Source organism: Desulforegula conservatrix Mb1Pa, assembly GCF_000426225.1.
Lineage (GTDB): Bacteria > Desulfobacterota > Desulfobacteria > Desulfobacterales > Desulforegulaceae > Desulforegula > Desulforegula conservatrix.
Window position 1 is genome coordinate 1 of sequence record NZ_AUEY01000055.1, and the last position, 19,859, is coordinate 19,859.

Here is a 19,859-nt window from a genome sequence, read left to right on the forward strand (position 1 = left end):
TCCCCGGTTAATTTCCGCTCCCTGAGAATAATCACATCCTCAATCACTCGTGCAGTCTGTCCGAGTACCGGGCTTCGCCATATTTTGCAGCCTGACCCTCTGCACGAGCCGTATCAGGTTCGCTTTCGCTATGTACCATTCTCTTCCTGTCGCTTCCTTCAAACCCTACCGTTACCAGTAGCGCCCTTGCGATTCGGATTGATTTCCCCTCGGACGGGGCATCTCTGCTTTCTTTCAAACAGACGGGGGCACGGCTTTGCCGGGCAAACAAAAAAGGAGCACATACTCAATGCGCTCCTTTAATAATCACAATTCTTTTATTTATAAGGCTAAACTACAAGCCGTAAACATGTCCGCAATGGCTTTTGTAGATGTTCTCCTGTTCATCAAGGATCTCTGTCAGGATTTTCATGTCAGTCATTGGATTCATTAAAACAGATCTGAGCACAACGAGTGATTCTTTTGAAGCCGGATGTTCAAGCACTGTTCTTGAGACAAAGCTCTTACCTGACTCCCTCTGTGTGCGCTGGACATTGATATTGATGTCGTTTAATTTTTCGATCAGGCCTTTTCTTTCCTCGCCTGTTGCAGACAGGAGTCTCAGTTTTATTTCAGGGGGATTTACTCTGTATGTAAGTATGTTAAGGACAGGGTCAGAAGTAAGTTCGAATATTTTTCTGCGTTTTATTTCATCCGCAAATGATCTTGCAATATCAATCCCGTGATCAATTAGAAGTCCGTACCCATCGCTTCCCATTATCTTGAGCGCGCTGTCAAGAATGAGGGCATGGGCCTCTCTGGAACCTGCGAGTGTTTTTATGCCAAGATCAACAGAGCCCTGACGGTTCACATAATTTGCATGGTAAGCGATCTTGTCCATAATATAAGGATCCCTGAAAAAGATCATCCCGCATGTCATGGGCATGTAAAGTTGCTTGTGACCGTCGATTGTGACTGAATCAGCTTTTTCTATACCATTCAGAAAATGCTTGTATTTCTGGCTCATGAGGGTTGGGCCGCCCCAGGCTGCGTCTACATGATAGTGAATGCCATATTTGTGGCAGATATCACCGATATCAGCAAGGGGATCTATCGTTCCTGTCTCTGTCGCGCCTGCAATACCAACAACGGCCAGAATTTTGACATTTTTCTGAGCCCTGAAATCCTGGATGCTTTTTTCAAGGGCCTCAAGGTTAATCCTGTTGTCCTTGTCAACATCAATGGCGACAATGTTCGAGTTCCCGATGCCAAGGACACCGCCTGATTTTCTTAATGAAAAATGGCCCCTCCTTGAAACAAGCACAACACATCTGTCCACATCATGAGCCCTGTAAGCAGATGCAAGGCCGTCAGCCTCTACTCCCCTGAATCCGTCCTTGGGAGGAAAAGCCGCGTTTCTTGCAACCCAGAGAGCGGTCATGTTTGCACTTGTACCACCTTCGGTGAATGCGCCCAATGTGGTGTGGGCATTTTGAACATGGTCGGAATAAAAGGAATTGCTTTCCTGAAAAATCAGTCTGTGGATCTTGGCGATCACCTGGCGTTCAATGACTGATACAACTTTTGAAGTTTCAATCTTGTTTGCGTTCTGGTTGAGTGCGGCCACTATGGTCTTTAGATGAACCATGAAGAAAGGGATGGCCGATGTCATGTGACCTATAAAATAAGGAGATGAAACATTGACTGCATGGGGGGCAATGTCTTCGACAAGGGCAGTTATTACTTCGGCCAGCTTTTTTTCAGGTTTCCGGCTTATGGTTGTTTCCTTGAACTGTGTTGCCAATTCCTGGAGACTTATTTCCTCTGTGACGCCGACATTCTGCCTGAGAAAATCATGAAGACTGAAAAGGATCTGTTCCATATGACGCAGAAGCGTAGCTTTACCAGCTTCACTTTCAGGTTGAAGGAAAATCCGTCTCAATGAGTTCCAGTCAGCAACAAGTCCATGAGCCTTCTTTTCCAAAAACTCCTCACTTTTTATGCAAGCCAGCATAGTCACAATACCTTACCCGAAGACCCTAACTCATCGGAATAATTAATATTTAAACTAAAACAACCACTCTGCCCAAAAGGCAATCCATATAAACACTTTTTAAACAAAATTACAATTCCAATCCAATACTCAGCATAAAAACCATGTTTTTTTTGAAAACTGTTTGAAACAGACAAATAAGATTGAAAGCCTTCTCCCTATTTTTTGTAGAGTCAACACCTCTCTAATTGAATTATAATTGACAAAGCCGCAAAAAGTCCGGCTTCTGCCATTCCGGCGCAGGCCGGAATCCAGAACTATTTGATAATACTGGATGCTGGATCAAGTCCGGCATGACGCTGATGCCTTTTTCCGGCTTTTTTGCGGACGCACTGTCGCCAAATAACCGAAATAAGTTATCTGAGTTCATAAACCTTGACATCATCTGATTATTCCCATAGTTTTTCTTGTTCTTGATGACATTAGAATCATTACAAAAAACTTAAAAAGCACCAGCATAAAAGTAGATCATATGAGCAAAAATACCGTAAAAATTGAAAATATCCGTAATATAGGCATTATCGCCCATATTGATGCAGGTAAAACAACAGTCACCGAACGCATCCTTTATTATACAGGCAAATCCCATAAAATCGGTGAAGTTCATGATGGAGAAGCTGCCATGGACTGGATGCCTGATGAACAGGAACGCGGCATCACAATCACTTCGGCGGTTACCACCTGCCACTGGAAAAACAAACAGATCCAGATCATAGACACTCCAGGTCATGTGGACTTCACCATTGAAGTTGAAAGAAGCCTCAGAGTTCTTGACGGAGCAATAGGGGTATTCTGCGCCGTGGGAGGAGTTCAGCCCCAGTCAGAAACAGTGTGGCATCAGGCTGACAAGTATCATGTCCCCAAAATGGCCTTCATAAATAAGCTTGATAGAATAGGAGCCGATTTCGAAGGAACCATCTCCCAAATAAAGGAAAAGCTTAACGCGAATCCCATGATCATCCAGATGCCTGTGGGAGAAGAAAGCAGCTTCAATGGGGTTGTCGATCTTATAAGAATGAAACAGATAACCTGGAAAGATGAGAATCTCGGAGCTGATTACGTTGAGTCCGATATTCACCCGTCCCTTGCTGAAAAAGCTCATGAATTCAGAAGCAGCTTGATAGAATCGGTGGCTGACACAGATGACGCGATAATGGACGCTTATCTTTCTGAAGAGGAAATCCCGGAAGAGACTCTTATCGCTGCAATTAGAAAAGCAACAATCAACCTCAAGGCAATTCCTGTTCTTTGCGGCAGCGCCCTGAAAAACAAGGGGATTCAGCTTCTGCTTGACGCCATAAGTCTTTTTCTTCCGAGCCCTGTTGATGTTCCTCCTCTGCCTGGCACCATACCCCAGACCAACGAGCATATTACATTTGAATATAAAGCCAATGCGCCTCTTTCGGCTCTGATCTTCAAAGTATTCATGATGGAAGGAAGGAAGCTCACATTTGCGAGAATATACAGCGGAAAGCTTTCCGAGGGCATGGATGTTTACAATCCCAAAACCGGGAAAAAGGAAAAAATTTCCAGAATCATGCTCATGCATGCAAACAAGAGGGAAAGGGTTGAATCTGTTTCAGCTGGAGCGATTGTTGGTCTTCTTGGCCTTAAATCAGCCTCAACAGGAGACACTCTCTGCGATGCAGCCAACCCCATAGTACTTGAAAGAATAGATATTTACGAGCCTGTAATTTCCATAGCTATTGAGCCTAAGACCCATTCGGACCAGGAAAAGATGGACGATGTCATTGCAAAGTTCCTAGATGAAGACCCAACATTAAGAGTCAAAAAAGATGATGACACAGGCCAGATAATTCTGTCAGGAATGGGAGAACTTCATCTTGAGGTAATCATCAGCAGAATGACAAGGGAATTCCAGACAAATGTTAATGTCGGAAAGCCCCAGGTTGTTTACCGTGAAAGCGTTGGAGCATCTGCTGAAGCATGCATTCCTTTTGACAGGGATATTGCCGGCACTTCCCATTATGCTGGAGTCAAGCTCGGAATAAGGCCTCTTGAACGCGGAGCAGGCTCCCATTTTGCTTCAAAAATTCCAGCGGATACAATTCCTCCGGTTATATTCAAGGCAATAGAGACAGGCGTTACAGAGGCTTTCACTAGCGGGCCTATCATGGGCTATCCTGTTGTGGATGTTGAAGTTTCACTACTTGAAATAAACACAAGGGAAACCGGAGCGACAGAGCTTGCCCATAAAGTCAGCGCATCGCTCACTGTGAGGGAATGCATATCAAAGGCCCAGCCTTATCTTCTTGAACCGATAATGGATGTGGAGATATTTGTACCTGAAAATTTCATGGGTGAAGTAATCGGGGATATTAATTCAAGGGGCGGAAAAATCGAGGCGATTACTCCTCGCGCCGGAACCCAGATTATTCAGTGTTCTGTTCCACTCTCTAGCATGTTTGGATATTCAACATCCATAAGATCCGCCACCCAGGGCAGAGGAACCTTTGCAATGCAGTTTGCAAGGTTTGACAAGAGATAGTTCAAATATCAACTACCTCGGTTTATTTATAAATAAGGATGCAGAGACTTCTGAAACAGTCTCTGCATCCTTCAAAAACAGCCCGCTCCTATCCATGGATCTTCCGGCAGGCCTTTTTCCATGACACAGCCACTCATATGATGATATACGTTCATGAGGAAATCAAAGTTTAACAATGGGAATGGAGGCTTATCATGAACCGTATTTTTACATTATCATTATTTGCTGTTCTATTCTGGACACTTACAGCAGCTGCTGCTGAAAAATCAAGGATTGAACTTACAGACGGAAGCTTGATCACAGGCGAAGTTCTGGAAATGAGCGGAGGCATATACAGGATCAAAACAGATTCCATGGGTGAAGTCAAAATCCCTTCAAACCGGATCAAATCCATTATGTCAGGTTCATCTTCCAGCCATAGCTCAAGCCAATCTGCACAAAAAAATACTTCAGCATCCCCAAACAATGCCCAGATCGAATCTATTCAAAAAGACATTGTAAGTGACCCGAAAATGATTGAGCTTATCCAGGCACTGATGACAGAACCTGAGCTTCAGAGTGCGCTTAATGACCCGGCCATGATGGAAAAAATTAATCGGGGAGATACTACAGCGCTCGAAAATGATCCGAGCTTCCAGAAATTCATGAATCATCCAAAGGTTAAAGAAATAATGGAAAGGGCAAAAAACAAAAATTAATAATATTCGTGTAATCGTGATTTCAGAAGCTCTAATAGTGACTTAAAAAGATTGAGACTGTTCCATATTTAGCTGAACGCCAGATCATTATATTTTAAAGATATTGGCCATTCTTAAAAACCACAAGCCTCCAAAATACTGCTGATTTTTTATAAACATACCTGAATTCTTCTTGCCCTACAGGAATGCTTTTCGAAAAAATCTGCTGAACCACACAAAAATAATTAAACAGTTCTCCGTAAAAATATTCTCACCACAATATTTAAATTAAAACAGGAGGGTTTGTATGAAGCGATTTCATGAATTCAAAAAGCCTTATTTAGTCTTTTTGACGAGTTTGCTGATGTTATCTTTATCAATATGCACAAGTGGGTGTTACAATGACGATACGACTTCAACTCCTTCACCGCTGAGCGCCAGCAATGTCAATCTGATCTTCGTGGTAAGCCCGGATTTGGATTATCAGGCATCCGGTGACATCCATCCTGACACGGCAAACCTAACCAGCCAGGGCTTGCAGCGATCCCTCCTGATGGCCACGTACCTTAAACAGCAGGTGTTGGGGAAAAAAAACGTAAGCAGCATTTACGCACTTTCTCCGATGACTCATTTGCAAACCGAAAACAATTACCCCGACATGGCAGCAATCGGATTCATTCAGCAATTCGCCCTTCTAAACCAGATCACATTACCGATTGATAATACTGGAGGCACCTATACAGCCAACAGCTATCCCATCAATACAGCGTATGCTTCAGCAGAATCATTACCCAGCGGAGTTATGACGCCCTCTAAATACTGCCCTGATTGTACTGGCCTTGACTTCAGTAACACCGGAGGCAGCAACGAAACGTTGGCATCCGGTATCATCAATAAAAAAATTCCGGGTTATTATGTCTTCTCTGCTCCTTGGGAAACAATAAGCGCACTGCTCGATAGTATAAATACACTTTACGGATACAACCTCAATCTTCCGGCAACCTATGTAAGTCCTAACTATGTGTACGCAATATCAATCCCGTTGTCCGGAAGCGCCAGACTGGTTACTTACAACAGCAAACTAAATCCGCCTGCCACTTACCCTGAGCTGCCTTCGCCGGTGACAAGCACCCAATGCACACACGAGCAACAGCCCTATTTCAGAACCACAAGGACCGGAGGGGTTAATGGAGTTGTAGTTCCTTCAAACATCAACACCAACCAAAGGGTTTACATTGTCCGGCACGCAGAAGCGCATCCGGATACTGAGTCTCATTTTGAAGATGGCAATTTTGTTGGGGCAGGTCAATGGCGAGCACTTTCACTTCCAAGCGCTCTGCGTGGTAAAATAAGTCCAAACATGGTTTATTCCATCGATCCGGCACAGTGGTTTTCTACCGGTTTTTTCAATGTTTCTTATGTCAGACCTTCATTAACGGTTCTGCCATATGCCATAGCCAATAATTTGCCCTATAATCTGGCCTCAATCTCTTTAGGGGTAGATCCAGCCGATCAGGCCGTAGCCCAGAAAACCAGTGACTTTTTCTTTACAAACCGTTACGGCACTAATTTATCCAATCAAACCGTGCTGCTGGCATGGGAGTCAGGACGTATAAAACCGATCATAAATGCCCTTCTTACCAGCTATGGTGGAAGTAATCTTCCGCTACTTCCGACCAATTGGCCACACACCGACTACGATACCATTTGGACCGTAACGCTTGACGCCCAGGGCAACCTGACTGTGGATAATGAATTGTGTGAAGGCATAGATTCCGAAAGCCTGCCCGTCAGTGCGCCTCAATTCTGATACGTTTTATGACTGCTGGCTTGTGGAACCTTATTTAATAATCAGATAACAGGGGTGTTTTATGAAATTATTTTTGGCATTAAAAAACTTTCGTTTAGTCTTTTTGATGGGATTACTGATTTTCCCTTTATCAGGATGCTTAACCAGCGACGACGACAACAAAGGCAGCCTCAAAATCTATCCTATTGCTGATGAAGTTTTCACGACGCGTCAGAGGACCGTCGTTCCTGATTCTACTCCTTGGGGACTGGACATGATTTATCCTTACGAGATATCAAAATACGAGGAATACGGCTATGGAACCTGGCACTATGGCCCAGGAATTGATTCTGGAAAACAGCTCAATCTCATGCCGACAGGTTATTCTGCATCTTCTGTCACAAATACTGCAAGGCTTCTGAATTTCTTTACAATAACCGACATCCATATTTCAGACAAAGAATCCCCAGCCCAGGCAGTATATGTTGGCTATCAAGGCGGAAATTCTTCGGGATACTCACCGGTCATGCTTTATACGACCCATGTTCTTGATGCGGCAGTGCAGACTATAAATGCCATTCACAAAAAAAATCCGCTCGATTTCGGTATCTCTCTGGGTGATGCCTGCAACAACACTCAGTATAACGAGCTGAGATGGTATATTGATGTCCTTGACGGCAAGAACATTAATCCTGATTCAGGAGTCAAGGACAATCCTGTACCCGGGCCGTATAATGATTATCAGGATGAATACAAGGCAGCTGGGCTTGACAAGACCATCCCCTGGTATCAGACCCTCGGCAACCACGATCATTTCGGAACAGGAGCATACCCTGTAACCGACACCATAAGGCCGGTCTATGTAGGTGAAGAGATTCTCAACATGGGGAATGTATTCACTGATCCTGCCGGAGTAAACAGCACCGGTTATTATATGGGATCGATCGACGGCCGGACACAATACGGTGATATTATTGGAGCAGGGCCTGTTGCAGACTTCACAACGCCTCCGAAGGTTCTTGCAGCAGACCCGGACCGCCGTTCACTTTCAAGGAAGGAATGGGTAAACGAGTTTTTTACCACAACTTCAAATCCGGTGGGTCACGGCTTCTCCCAGTCCAATGTGAACAATGACTTCGCCTCTTACAGCTTTGAACCAAAATCAAATATGCCAATCAAGGTCATTGTACTCGATGACACCCAAAAGGACGAAGATTTCGATGTACGCGGGCATGGATATCTTGACCAGGCACGTTATGACTGGCTGATAAATGAACTTGACAAAGGTCAGGACGAAGGCAAGCTTATGATCATTTCTGCTCACATACCGCTTGCTCTAATGGGTTTTCCGCCAACCACAAACTCTGTTGTTAACAGCACAACGCTTCTTACCAAACTGAGTGCATACCCAAACCTAATTCTGTGGATCACCGGACATCGCCATAGAAATGTTGTGACACCAAGACCATCGATAGATCCGGCACATCCTGGAGCTGAAAACGCTTTCTGGGAAGTGGAAACAGCGTCATTAAGGGATTTTCCGCAGCAGTTCCGAATCTTTGATATTGTCCGCAACAGTGATAACACCATCTCTATCTTTACGACAGATGTTGATCCTGCTGTCAAAGAAGGATCGCTTGCAGCCACATCACGTTCATATGCTGTTGCGGCTCAGCAGCTTTTCGATCCGGCGATAAATCCAGCGCCCACTGGTGCCTACAATGCTGAACTTGTCAAGCAGTTGACTCCTGAAATGCAGGCAAAAATACAGAATTACGGAACACCGATAACCAAATAATCTTGTAAAATTCAAAAAGGTTCCCATGTTTGCATGGGAACCTTTAGTTTATCTGATTCACATCAGGCTGCCCGTTAAAAAGGAGGGTAAAAAATCATTTTTCCTCGGAGTCGGTCTTTGTATCTGTTGTTTTCTTTTTTACTCCCCAATCATCATCTTTCTTTTCCCTGTCTTGGATTTCTTTTTCCTCCCTCTCTTTTTTCATCTCCTTAAGTGCCTCCTTAAGAAGCTCTTCCGCCTTTTTTTTCATGTCAGGGTAGGAAGCAAGGGAAGGCATGGCCCTGTCAAGATGGTAAACAGTCTGTCTTGGCCGGCCGATCATTGACTCATAAACGCCAAGATAATAATGGGAGAATCCGTTCTTGCCCATTTTCTCAGATACCTCTGCCATATAATAAAAGCCGTCTTCAAAATTATCTTTATCCTTAATAAGCATGGAAAGAATTCGTTCTGCCTCGGGATATTTCTCTTTGGCCATATATGCCCTTGCAAGATAAAGAGACCTAAGGGCATCAGTTCTCTTGCCAGGAACGCTTAAAGCCGCAAAAGCTGCCTCAGTGTCGCCTTTTGAGAACTGAATTATGCCAGTGTCCCTCATATAATCAGAATCAAAGGCATTCTTTTTGAGCAACTTGCGCATATTTCCCATGGCCTTGTCGTATTCGCCCATACGCCAGTAAGCCAGAGCCTGACCATATATCTGGTTTTCATCTCCAGGATTTTTCGCCAGAAGAGAATCAAACTGCTTCAGGATTATTTTTGAATCGCCATAAAGGCCCATGATCCTTGCCTTAATTCTTTTAAATGCAGCCGGATCAGATGACCCGGAAAAAGTCTTGCCTTTTTCATGCTCTTCAACCCATGATTTGATATAAGACATTCGCTCTTCATTTGCAGGATGGGTAAGAAGATAAGTGGGAATCTGATCAGAGCCGAACCACTGCTTTGCCCTTATCTTTGTCATTGAATCGAGAAGCCCGGTGGCGCTGTATCCTGAACTGTTGATACGCTCCAGTCCGATCTGGTCGGCCTGGACTTCATTTTCACGGGTATAGGCAAGGGTAAGGGACTGTCCCGCGGCCATGCTTCCTGCAGTTATTGCGCTTGCGGCAGCTCCGGCCCCGCCGACTCCGAGAAGAATACCTGCCACTATTCCTGCAAGCGCCCCAACACTCACCTTTTGAGAGTAATCAATGCGGTTTGATATATGCCTCAGATAGACATGGGATATTTCATGGCCAATAATACCTGCAAGTTCATCTTCGGAATCCATGGCCTCGATCAGCCCTGAATTAACGAAAACGTGGCCGCCAGGGCCTGCAAAGGCGTTATAGGAATTCTCCATGAACACATAAAAACTGCACTGGAAAGGAGGATTGGGAAATTCCTTTGCAATTTTTTTACCGATACGGTTTATATATTCATCAATGTCAGGATCACTTATGACACGGTTGGTTTTTTTCATATAACCCATGAATTCAGTTGCCAGCTTGTCTTCTTCGGATATTGTAATTGCTCCGGCACCAGGAACTGAACAAGTAAAAAACGTAAGAAAAGCAAGAAACCAGCTCAATGTTTTTAAACAGTCTTTTTTAAGTCTCATATTTTTTTATCAGTAAAAAAGTTATTCAGAATAAAAAACAGATTATTGCCTATTACACAGGTTCAACCTGCGTGACCAACGTGAGGGGCAGCATCTGTTTTTCGGCCCGTCAGGACAAACAAATCTTAACATATTGTTTTTTAATAATATTTTAACAAACTAACACCTTCAGGTGAAACAGCTTATCTCCTTTTCAAAATTACCTTTTTATGTTAGGAAGCTCGTTATGGCAAAAATAATGTGCATAGCCAACCAGAAAGGCGGAGTTGGCAAAACTACTACATCCATAAATCTTGCGGCCGCTCTTGCCCTCTCAGGTAAAAAAACCCTGATAGTGGACTGCGACCCTCAGGCCAACGCCACAACAGGTCTCGGCATAGACAAGACCTCACTCAAATATACTTTATATCATGGACTCATAGGCCAGACCAGATTTTCCTCTTTGGCTGTCAGCACGGATATCGAAGGACTCTTCGCAATCCCCTCAAGGGTTGAGCTGATAGGCTTCGAAGTTGAAATGATGTCAGATCCTACAAGGGAAATCAAGCTCAAGGAATACATAGCCCAGATCAGTAACGATTATGATTATATAATAATCGACTGCCCCCCGTCATTAAGCCTTCTTACACTTAATGCAATGACAGCGGCGGAATCGATCCTGATCCCTCTTCAAAGTGAATTTTATGCTCTCGAGGGTCTTGGCCAGCTTCTTCAGACAATAAAACTGATTAAAAAAAGTCTTAATCCAGAGCTGAAGATAGCAGGAATACTGATGACCATGTTTGACCAGAGAACAAATCTGTCGAACCAGGTTGCTGCTGAGGCCGAACAGTATTTCAGCGGCCTTGTATTCAAGACAAGAATACCAAGAAATGTCAGATTGAGCGAAGCACCCAGCTTTGGGAAGCCAATCTTTGTGTATGACCCGGGATCAAAAGGGGCCGAAAGCTATATGGAACTTAGCAGGGAAGTTTTAGCCATGTGATTTGGAGAAATTGCCCATACCGAAGAGTTGCCGCGTGAATGAGCCTTATTAAGGCTGAAACGCCATTACTCTGATTTTGAAAACAGCATATAACCCTGATCGCACTTCAGCATTGAGACAGCAATGGAAAATCCTAAAAAGCAAAAAAAAATGGTTCTCGGAAGAGGCCTCGGAGCACTTATACCAGGCATAGGAGTCCAGGATGACATATCATCCTCCAAGGACTATTTCATGTGCGATGTCGACCTGATAAGATCCAACCCCTATCAGCCGCGCATACATTTCAATGAAGAAGAACTTAAGGAACTCAGCGACTCTATAACTGAGGTAGGGGTTCTTCAGCCCCTTCTTGTCCGCGAGGCTGAAGAAGGTTATGAACTGATCGCAGGTGAAAGAAGGCTCAGAGCCTCCAAAATAGCAGGCCTTAGCTCTGTCCCTGTGGTTGTCAGACCCGTCACGAACAAGGAAATGCTTGAAATCTCGATAATCGAGAATATCCAGAGAGCAAACCTGAACCCCATGGAAGAAGCAGATTCCTATCACAGACTCATGACCGAATTCAGCCTTACCCAGTTTGAAGCAGCCGAGAGAGTTGGAAAAAGCAGATCAGCAGTGGCAAATATCCTCAGACTCAGAAATCTTCCGGATCAGGTCAAAGACTCAATCAAACAGGACACCATCAGCATGGGGCATGCAAGAGCCCTACTCGGCCTTGAAAGCCACAGCCAGCAGCTTTCCGCATTTTCCGAAATAGTCAGAAACGGCCTGTCAGTCCGGCAGACAGAGGCACTTGTAAAAAGACTTAAATCCCTGAAGGATGAAAAACCGGCTCCCAAGGCGGCTGACAGCACATGGGTGAATGAAATTGCAGATAATCTTTCAAAAAAATTCGGCACAAAGGTTCAAATAAAGAGAAAAGGCAACAGGGGCGTAGTGGCCATTGAGTTTTACAGCAGCGACGACCTTGACAGACTCGTCGGTCTTTTCCAGTCATCTGATTACTGATTTTTTCAAAATAAAAGGCGATGTTCCCCTTGGATGTTGAAAAGCAAAATAATATTTTTTTGTAATTCCGGATCTTTTTTAAAAAGCGACCTGCCGTAGGCATCCGGCTGAAAGTCTGATTACGAGCAAAGAGCGCTCTATTCCTACGAAACGGCTTAATTTTTGATGACTTAATTGACCTTACAAGGCCGCTTTTTTATTAAAAGCATCAGTTATTTCAACGCTTAACGGGAACATAGTCAAATAAAAACAGACAATGCCGCTCATCGACATGAATAAAACACAGGTTTTTAAATGAATATATTCATAGCCAAGACAGCCGGATTCTGCATGGGAGTCCGCAGAGCAGTAGACTTAGCCCTTGAATCAGCAAACAATCAGAAACGCCCCATATATACCTTTGGCCCCCTCATCCACAATCCCCAGGTTCTTGAAATGCTCGAAAAAAAGGGCGTGACCATTCTTAAAGAAATACCGGAAAAGGCCGAGGGAACGGTTATAATAAGGGCTCATGGCGTTCCTCCGGAAATAAAGGGGCAACTTGAGGCTGCCGGACTCGAAGTTATTGATGCAACCTGTCCGAGGGTCATAAAAGTCCAGTCAATCATAAAAAAACACGCCCAGCAAGGTTACAGCGTAATAATAACCGGTGACAAGGATCATCCTGAGGTTATTGGCCTTCTTGGCTACGCCGGGGAAAAAGGCCATGTGGTTGAAAACATGGAAGAGCTTAAGGCTCTGACCTCTTTTGAAAATGCCATAATTGTGGCCCAGACAACCCAGAACACGGCATTTTATGCGGAAGTAAAAGACTGGGCTGGGGCAGCTCATCCGCAATACAAAGTCTTTGACACAATCTGCGATTCAACCGAAAAAAGACAGGCAGAAGTAAAGGAAACAGCAAAAAATGTTGATGCAGTTGTTGTTGTTGGCGGTAAAAACAGCGGAAATACCCAGAGGTTAGCAGAAGTAGCCAAAGAAGCGGGAGCAATGTCCTTCCATGTTGAAACAGAAGCTGAACTCGACATGGAGGCGCTCGCAAAGACTAAAAATATCTGCATAACCGCAGGGGCTTCGACACCTAACTGGATAATCAGAAATGTCTATAAAGCCATTGAAAACGCGGTTGACATGAACGGGAAACCTGACTGGCTGCATACCTTGAGAAAATGCCAGAGAACAGCCCTCCTGAGCAATTCTTACCTTGCAGTAGGTGCCTTTTTTTTGTGCTCGGCCGCATCATCCATGCAGGAATCGAGATTTTTCCTTCTTCCAGGCCTGATTGCAGCGCTTTATGTATTTTCCATGCAGGTATTGAACCAGATAATTACCAAAACAAAATCAGACCTATATAATGTTTCTGAAAAAACGGAATTCTACATAAAACATAAATTCATAATGATCCTTGCAGGAGCCGCCTCAGGCGCAGTCTCAATGGTTCTGTCGCTTTCGATAAGCCCTGTGCATTTCATACTCATTCTCATGATGAGTTTATTGGGGCTTTTCTACGGCGTAAGAATTATTCCTGAGGGCTTGTGGGGCAGATACAGAAGAATCAAGGACATTCCGGGTTCAAAATCGGTGCTTACGGCAGCCGCATGGGCAATATTAGCCTCTGCCCTTCCTGCCGTGAGCAGTATCAGCGTAAAATCAGCGCCGTCGGTATTTTTCACATTTCTCTGGACAGCGGGAATGGTCTTCATAAGAAACGCAATATTTGACACCCTCGACATGCAGGGCGATAAAATATCAGGAAAAGAAACCATCCCTATACTAATTGGAGAGGAAAACACGCTGAGGATGCTTGGCTGTCTGTTCGCGTTTTCGACTTTAATGCCTGTTTTAGGGGCATACACAGGCATATTCAGCGCGGCGGGATATTTTCTATGGTTTCCTCCGGCCGCACTCGCCTGTCTGACATGGATGCAGAGAAAGCATAAAATCGACTCTGACCAGAGATTCGAGTTTCTGGTTGAATCAAACTTCGTAGCCTCAGGATTCATAGGTCTCATATGGATGATTTTGACATAAACGATGATGAAGCCATAATAGTTCCGATAACCGATGAGATTGACCTTCACAATTTCAGGCCAAAAGACGTCAAGGAGTTGTTAGAGGATTATTTTCAGGCGTGTATCGAAAAAGGCATCCTCAGCGTCAGAGTCATCCACGGCAAAGGGACAGGAACACTAAGAAAGACTGTGGAGTCTTTTATTGCAAAATCCGAAATGGTCAAAAATTTTGCCTATCCGGCCCCCGGATATGCCGGAGGCTGGGGCGCAACACTTGTTGAGCTGAAAGTGGCCCTGAATAAACAGCCTTAAACCTTGAACAGCGATGAACATCCCCCCGGTTTTTCAGAGACCGGTTTTACCTCAAAAATAATATCTGCCGTTTTTCCTATTATCTCCTGATTGTGGGTAACAGCGATCACTGTGCATGTTTTTTTGATCTCTTTCATCATCTCTGAGATGAGGCCAGAGTTGTAGTTATCGAGCGAGGCCGATGGCTCGTCCAGGAGGATTATTTCAGGATTCATGACAACGGCCCTTGCGATGCACAGCCTCTGGATCTGACCTCCGGAAAGCTTCTTGGGATCGTCACCGAGCCTGTCCTTTACTTCATCCCATAACCCTGTTCTTTTTAGGGCCTCCTCGATCAGTCCAGGGGATTTTTTTCTGTCATAAACACCTGCAATCCTTAAGGGAAACGACATATTCTTATAAATGTTCATGGGAAGAGGGGACGGGGCCTGAAGAACGAGCGGTATTTTCTTTCTGAGCCACGGGATGTTCGTACCTTTTTTTAATATATCCTCATCTTTTCCATCCATGCTGATTTTAATACTGCCACTAACATCAGCTCCTTTAGTCTCGTCGATGAGTCTGTTGATGCACATGAGAAGAGATGTCTTGCCCTGGCCCGAAGTTCCTGACAGGCAGGTTATGCTTTTTTCAGGAATTTCGGCATTCACTCCTGACAGGATTTTTCTGCCTGAATAGGAAATTGCCAGATTTTTTATTCTTATCTTCGCGGGCTTGCTATTTTCCTGCATATCCTTTGTGGACACTCCTTTTAAGCAGATACGAAAAAACGAACAGGGACAGACACACAATCATCAGTACCAAGGCTGCTCCATACGCAGTCGCAAGTTCCTGGGGACTAGTATATTCGGATGAGGTGTAGAATATATAAAAAGGTATCGCCTCGAAGGGCCTAAGCAGCGAATCAGGAACTCCGGCGCTTGCGACTGCTCCTGTCAGCATTATTACTGCGGTATCCTCGGCGCACCTTGATATGGCAAGCACGATCCCGGACATGATCCCTGGTACAGAATCTGGCAGAACAACATGCACGAGATTGTCAAACCTTGACGCTCCGAGGGAAAGCCCAGCCATTCTGAGGGATTCAGGCACAGACTCAAGGGCAAGCTGGGTGGATCTTATGATATATGGCAGAGTAAGCACTGCAAGAGACATGGCAGACATCAAAAGACAAGGGGAAATGGACTCAGAAACATGTCTGTGCATTAAAATGGCTGCTGAAAAACCAGCAAGGCCTATGACAATGGAAGGCGCAGAAGCGAGGATATCGACGGATATTCCGGCCAATTTTCTGACCTTTTTTGACGCATATTCTGAAAAATAGATCGCAGCCCCCATGCCCACAGGAAGGCTTATGAAAACAGATATGAAAACAAGGGCAAAAGAGCCTGCCATTGCTGGGAAAAGTCCGTTGAACACCCTTTTTTTAAGAAGAATGGCGTCAATGACAGGGACGTTTCCGAAAATAAGGCTAATACCAAGGGTCTGCCAGCCCTTTGAAATCAAAAATATAATTATTCCGGCTCCTGCAACAGGAACAGCCATGCCTGCTATGCAAAGAAACGTAAAAGCTATTCTTTTTTTCGCTTCTGTCATGACCGATCTTTCCGGGCAATCATTCTTGCAATGATCACAGATATGCCGGAAAAGCAGTAAAGAGCGGCTCCGCAGACAAAAACAGACCTGAATGCAAGGCTCTCGAAATCCGCGTTCATGATAAGGGCAATGTGGGAAGTAAGTGTTCTTGCAGGAGCTGTGAGGGAGAATTCAGGAGCGGCGCTGTTTCCGGCAATCATGAGGGCTATCATGGTGTCGCCCGCTGCCCTGCCTGCTCCTAAAACGAGAGCTGCAAGCATTCCCTTTAAGGACGCAGGAACCGTGACACTGAAAAATATCTGTAAATCGTCTGCTCCGAGTGAGAGAGCCGTCTTTCTGTATTGCATGGTCTTTTTTTCAAAAAAATCCGTCATCACAAGAATCATGGTTGGGGATATCATTACAGCCAGCACGCTGGAGGCGGCTATTACGGAATATCCGGATGCGCCTGCCTTCATCATCCTGAAAAAAGGCACAATCAAAATGACTCCCACAAAACCGTAAATAACAGTTGGAATCCCTGTCATTATGCCTGTCCAGCCTTTTATGGCCTTTCCCCATAATTTTCCTGAACCGAGGACTGAAATAGCCGAAGTTGAAAATGAAAGAGGAAAAGCGATAAAAACCGAAATGATTGTGAGGACGATGGATGCCCGGATCATGGGATAGATTCCGAACAGGTTTTTCTGGGGCAACCACTGACCATAAATCGTATGTAAAAGACCTCCGCTCTTTATGAGGGGGAGTCCTGAAAAAAGCATGAAAGCAAATATGAGCACAGTCACTAATGCCGTTCCTGTGGCGGAAAGCCTGAAAAATAATTTTATCGAGGTTCGTAATTTGATCATAAAAATAAAAATTATAAAAAATATATATAATACCATTTTCAAATCAAAGATAAAATCAAGGCGGCAAGGAGGAAACGACGCAAACGTACGTGGTTTGTACGTTGAGGAGCTGACGACGATGCCAACACAGATAGCCCTTTGATTTGGGATTGGTATGACTATTCACCAATACTAAAGAACCAACATTTGGTGCCGGCGAGGCTGTATAACCCAATCGGCCAAAGTCAGACAAAGCTTATTCGCCTGATAATTATACGGCTAATAGGCCGAGTGACTCAAGCGGGTCGCTTTTTTGTAAAAAAGCTCCGCAAAAAACTTCTATTTTTTCATATTTTAGAAAAGTCATTTAACAAAATGATAAAATTTTTGAGGGGTTTGGGGAACTTTTTACAAAAAGTCCCCCAAGATTCAGAATTACAAAAAGGTTTAGTATCTCGATTTTCAGCATCTAAAGGGAACATAGCCTTTTATAAAAATCACTGAACTGGAATAAAACCTTTTTCAGTTATCAGGGCCTTACCGTCAGCTGTGAAGAGATAGTCCAGAAATTTTTTCACAAGTCCCTTGGGCTCACCCTTTGTTGAGCTGTAAAGTCCCCTTGCAATGCCATATTTGCCTGAAAGGATATTTTCCTTTGATGGTTCTGTGCCGTCAATGGAAACCGCCGAAACTGTGCTGTCGATGTGACCTGCAGACACATAGCCTATTCCGCATGAATCTCCTGCGACCGATGTTTTCATCGCACCGTTTGATTTCACGAAAACAGCCTTGTCTGTTATTTCTCCCTTGGAAAGGGCCTTTTCCCAGAAAACCTCGCGTGTTCCGCTTTCAATATCCCTGGTATATACATTTATGGCACAGTCCTTTCCGCCAAGGTCTTTCCAGTTTGTAATCTTTCCGCTGAATATATCCTTGACCTGGGCTGATGTCAGGGCTTTCACGGTATTTTCAGGATGAACGGCAACTGCGACTCCATCGATCGCCCATTTGAAGACTTTTAATCCTCCTGCAGATATTTCCTCGGGTTTTGGCTCCCTACCTGAATTGCCAATTTCAACAATTCCTTCGCTTACCTGTTTGATTCCTGCTCCTGAACCGCCTCCGGCAACTGTCACCGTGATTTTAGGGTTTGCGACCATGATTTTTTCGGCCATATCCTTCATCACAGGTATATGAGCCGTCCCACCCGCAATTCTGATTGAGCCTGCCTCGTCCTTGAAACTTTCAAGGCCTGCGTAAGCCGATGCTGTTAATCCCGCAAAAAGCAAAATTACCGAAATAACGCCGATTTTTTTGAACATTTTTCCCTCCTTGTAATAACATCAATGAATTCAGGCTTGATATATAGCAACAAGGGATCTCAGACTCAAATTGATAAGATTAATACATCTTCAACAAATAAATAGATTACGTCTATATGAAATGGATTGTATGGTTAAATTGCCGTAAAAAAAGGCCAAGTCGTAGGTCGGATTAGAGCGTCCTTTGCTCGTAATAAGGCATTGATCCGAATGCCTCCGGCTCTTCACCTGCTCAGAAAAAAATATGGATTTCTTCAGCATGAGGTGACGGAAGCAACTGGATCAGACCTTCATGGATGTGATCCGCCGGGGCCAGCTTGCCATCATGCTCCCTGATCCTTGCCGATGGAGGAAGTTCTGCATAGAATTCACAGCGGATTTGCTTCGGAAGCACACTCCTCGCATCGGAAATATCGAGAACCACGCCTCCGTTGATCGCTTCGATACGGGTCAACCGGTAAAAAACGATCTGGGAAAGGGCGGTTAAAGCATCAGGGAAAAAGATATAACCATTAAGCCGTGCACCGCTTGCCAGAAATTCTGCCCATCTGTCAATCACATATTCGTTTTGTTCAGGAATCGGGTGAAGAATATTGGCCCAATGGATCGGGACAATAGGATGAGTGAAGGGAAATTCGGGTTTTGCAGATACACTATCCCATGAAACAGGGGCTACCCCGCGTTCGATCAGTGTGACACCGCATTCTTCGGTTACATGCTTATGCATGGGCCGGGCGAACTGCTTTGCCTTGTCAAAAACAGTTATCACGTAGTCTATACCAAAATCTGCCAGGATCTTTTGAAAACCCTGCTCGCCGTTTCCAAAGCTGTGTTTCAGGGCAGGAGGAATAAAAATCTGTGGAAACGGGGCATTTAGTCCACTCATCAGGAGCAGTTTTTCGAACATAGAGATATGCCTTGTCACCTGTTCCTTGTCACGCATAACCCCGTTTTCATCATGAAACTCGCTTCTGGATGCCTCACCGTCGACCCAGTATTCGTGTCCTATTCCATGCATGGCAATATTCACATATCCAGGATTTTCATTTAAAATGGATACTACCTTATCCTGAAATCCGATTCCGTCCTTGCAGCCCTTCCACTGTGCCCCCAGCCATGTCGAGGACGGAAGATCGGCAAGGAGGCCTGTCCTGTCCCACTCGCAGAGGACAAATCCTGCAACGATCTGGGTCTTAAGCGCCTTTGCAAGCCTGATTATGGCTGTATAATCTTCAACGCAGTGCAATCTTCCCATGCCGCTCCTGAAAGGCTGGTTCATTTCAGGCCTGCTGTACCCGCTCCACCATCCCACATCCTCGATCACCAGAAGAAGAGGAGGCGGAATGACAATGGATTCAAATCCTCGCGATTTTGATTCTGGTATGGCCATCT

16 protein-coding genes are annotated in these 19,859 nt (G+C 44.6%); 8 read left to right on the plus strand and 8 right to left on the minus strand.

Annotated features, from left to right (window positions below):
* Window positions 1–43: 43 nt before the first annotated feature.
* Both K245_RS0115905 and panP read right to left on the minus strand, forming a co-directional pair.
* Entirely contained in the window at window positions 44–238 is a 195-nt protein-coding gene (locus K245_RS0115905) for a hypothetical protein (RefSeq protein WP_156906819.1), read from the minus strand.
* 96 nt (window positions 239–334) lie between these two features.
* Window positions 335–1,963 carry a pyridoxal-dependent aspartate 1-decarboxylase PanP gene (panP, locus tag K245_RS0115910; protein ID WP_027360029.1) on the minus strand — a complete coding sequence of 543 codons (1,629 nt, stop codon included), beginning with the start codon at window positions 1,961–1,963 and terminating at the stop codon, window positions 335–337.
* Between the two features lie 541 nt (window positions 1,964–2,504).
* Between panP and fusA the strand changes: the two genes are divergently transcribed.
* The 4 genes from fusA to K245_RS0115940 all read left to right on the plus strand — a co-directional run bounded on the left by fusA (window position 2,505) and on the right by K245_RS0115940 (window position 8,805).
* A complete protein-coding gene (gene fusA, locus K245_RS0115915) occupies window positions 2,505–4,541 on the plus strand; it encodes an elongation factor G (RefSeq protein WP_027360030.1) in 2,037 nt (678 codons plus the stop codon).
* Between the two features lie 194 nt (window positions 4,542–4,735).
* Entirely contained in the window at window positions 4,736–5,239 is a 504-nt protein-coding gene (locus K245_RS0115925; protein ID WP_027360031.1) for a hypothetical protein, read from the plus strand.
* Window positions 5,240–5,525: 286 nt separating this feature from the next.
* A complete protein-coding gene (locus K245_RS0115935) occupies window positions 5,526–7,028 on the plus strand; it encodes a hypothetical protein (RefSeq protein WP_051284225.1) in 1,503 nt (500 codons plus the stop codon).
* Window positions 7,029–7,089: 61 nt separating this feature from the next.
* Window positions 7,090–8,805 (plus strand): TIGR03768 family metallophosphoesterase, encoded by a 1,716-nt coding sequence (locus K245_RS0115940; protein WP_027360033.1) that lies wholly within the window; start codon window positions 7,090–7,092, stop codon window positions 8,803–8,805.
* A gap of 94 nt (window positions 8,806–8,899) precedes the next feature.
* Here K245_RS0115940 and K245_RS0115945 read toward each other — a convergent pair whose 3' ends face one another.
* The gene (locus tag K245_RS0115945) at window positions 8,900–10,408 is read right to left on the minus strand and encodes a M48 family metallopeptidase (RefSeq protein WP_027360034.1); all 1,509 of its coding nucleotides are present in this window, start codon (window positions 10,406–10,408) and stop codon (window positions 8,900–8,902) included.
* Between the two features lie 226 nt (window positions 10,409–10,634).
* On the opposite strand from K245_RS0115945, the gene K245_RS0115950 reads away from it, so the two are divergent.
* The 4 genes from K245_RS0115950 to K245_RS0115965 all read left to right on the plus strand — a co-directional run bounded on the left by K245_RS0115950 (window position 10,635) and on the right by K245_RS0115965 (window position 14,722).
* Window positions 10,635–11,393, plus strand: coding sequence for a ParA family protein (locus K245_RS0115950; RefSeq protein WP_027360035.1), 759 nt, complete (start codon window positions 10,635–10,637; stop codon window positions 11,391–11,393).
* Between the two features lie 123 nt (window positions 11,394–11,516).
* The gene (locus K245_RS0115955; RefSeq protein ID WP_027360036.1) at window positions 11,517–12,398 is read left to right on the plus strand and encodes a ParB/RepB/Spo0J family partition protein; all 882 of its coding nucleotides are present in this window, start codon (window positions 11,517–11,519) and stop codon (window positions 12,396–12,398) included.
* Between the two features lie 294 nt (window positions 12,399–12,692).
* Window positions 12,693–14,429, plus strand: coding sequence for a 4-hydroxy-3-methylbut-2-enyl diphosphate reductase (gene ispH, locus K245_RS0115960; RefSeq protein ID WP_027360037.1), 1,737 nt, complete (start codon window positions 12,693–12,695; stop codon window positions 14,427–14,429).
* The gene (locus K245_RS0115965) at window positions 14,411–14,722 is read left to right on the plus strand and encodes a Smr/MutS family protein (protein WP_027360038.1); all 312 of its coding nucleotides are present in this window, start codon (window positions 14,411–14,413) and stop codon (window positions 14,720–14,722) included. Before ispH ends, K245_RS0115965 begins: the two co-directional genes overlap by 19 nt.
* Here K245_RS0115965 and K245_RS0115970 read toward each other — a convergent pair.
* The 5 genes from K245_RS0115970 to K245_RS0116000 all read right to left on the minus strand — a co-directional run bounded on the left by K245_RS0115970 (window position 14,719) and on the right by K245_RS0116000 (window position 19,857).
* Window positions 14,719–15,453 (minus strand): phosphate ABC transporter ATP-binding protein, encoded by a 735-nt coding sequence (locus K245_RS0115970; protein WP_051284227.1) that lies wholly within the window; start codon window positions 15,451–15,453, stop codon window positions 14,719–14,721. The genes K245_RS0115965 and K245_RS0115970 overlap by 4 nt on opposite strands.
* Window positions 15,440–16,318 carry a PstA family ABC transporter permease gene (locus K245_RS0115975; RefSeq protein WP_027360040.1) on the minus strand — a complete coding sequence of 293 codons (879 nt, stop codon included), beginning with the start codon at window positions 16,316–16,318 and terminating at the stop codon, window positions 15,440–15,442. The genes K245_RS0115970 and K245_RS0115975 overlap by 14 nt, the downstream gene beginning before the upstream one ends.
* Entirely contained in the window at window positions 16,315–17,103 is a 789-nt protein-coding gene (locus tag K245_RS0115980) for a PstC family ABC transporter permease (protein ID WP_198013906.1), read from the minus strand. The genes K245_RS0115975 and K245_RS0115980 overlap by 4 nt, the downstream gene beginning before the upstream one ends.
* A 539-nt stretch (window positions 17,104–17,642) precedes the next feature.
* On the minus strand, window positions 17,643–18,467 hold the full coding sequence (locus tag K245_RS0115995) for a phosphate ABC transporter substrate-binding protein (RefSeq protein ID WP_027360043.1): 825 nt from the start codon (window positions 18,465–18,467) through the stop codon (window positions 17,643–17,645).
* 232 nt (window positions 18,468–18,699) lie between these two features.
* On the minus strand, window positions 18,700–19,857 hold the full coding sequence (locus K245_RS0116000) for a hypothetical protein (protein WP_027360044.1): 1,158 nt from the start codon (window positions 19,855–19,857) through the stop codon (window positions 18,700–18,702).
* Window positions 19,858–19,859: the final 2 nt, after the last annotated feature.